The following is a 950-nucleotide window of genomic DNA, read 5'->3' on the forward strand; positions in this document are numbered from 1 at the left end:
AAACGAAAAACCCGCCTGTGCGGCGGGTCATCGGCGCAAATCAGCACCATGGGCGAAAATGTATCATAGCTGAGGGCAGGCTGTCAAGAAAAAATTCCTATCGCGAAAAGGCGGTCTTTGATTGACCTGCGTTCGGAGCCCTCATCTCCGCCGATCGGCTATTGTGGGCGGCTGCGGAAGGTATATGATTGTCGGCTAATATTAATCGCCGGATTGCTTCGATCAGATGCTGCCGGATGGTTGCTGCCGGTTGACCTCTGGTCCTCCACGATCCGGATCGCGCTCACCAAGCGTGAGCGCGGCAAGGGAGGAATGCCATGCCGGACGTCAAATGGGCCATGAAGGCGCGCGAATTCATCAACTGCAACTGCGCCTATGGCTGCCCGTGCCAGTTCAACGCCATGCCGACATACGGGTTCTGCCAGGCGGTCGCCGGCATGGAAATCGAAAGCGGCCATCACGGCGACACCAAGCTCGACGGATTGCGGTTCGTCGGGATTTTCAGCTGGCCCGGCGCCATACACCAGGGCGGGGGCGAAGCCGCGGTGATCATCGACGAGAGGGCGACGGAAGCCCAACGTGGCGCGCTGCTTCGCATATTGGGCGGTCTGGATACCGAACCGGGTGCAACGATATTCCAGGTCTTTTCGACCACGCTGGAGAAGTTCCACGACCCGATCTTTGCGCCGATCGAATTCAACATCGACGTCGACGCGCGAACCAGTCAGCTGCATGTCGAGGGTATAACCGACGGTCGTGGCGAGCCGATCCGGAATCCGGTCACCGGCGCTGCCCACCAGGCGCGCATCGACCTGCCGCACGGCTTCGAATACGCGATCGCCGAGGTCGGGCGCGGCTGGACAAAGGCGACGGGCCCGATCAAGTTCGAGCTGGCCGATACGCACAGCCATTTCGCCAATCTGCATCTCACGCAGAGCGGCATCGTGCAT

Annotated in this window: 1 protein-coding gene; it reads left to right on the plus strand. The window is 60.5% G+C overall.

Translation table 11 applies throughout. The features are described from left to right. Positions 1-317: 317 nt before the first annotated feature. Positions 318-950, plus strand: a 633-nt coding sequence (locus tag EN994_RS33165) for a DUF1326 domain-containing protein (protein ID WP_013532425.1), incomplete at its 3' end; no start/stop codon positions are given.

Source organism: Mesorhizobium sp. M7A.F.Ca.CA.002.09.1.1 (genome assembly GCF_003998555.1).
In the GTDB taxonomy this organism is placed as follows: domain Bacteria; phylum Pseudomonadota; class Alphaproteobacteria; order Rhizobiales; family Rhizobiaceae; genus Mesorhizobium; species Mesorhizobium ciceri.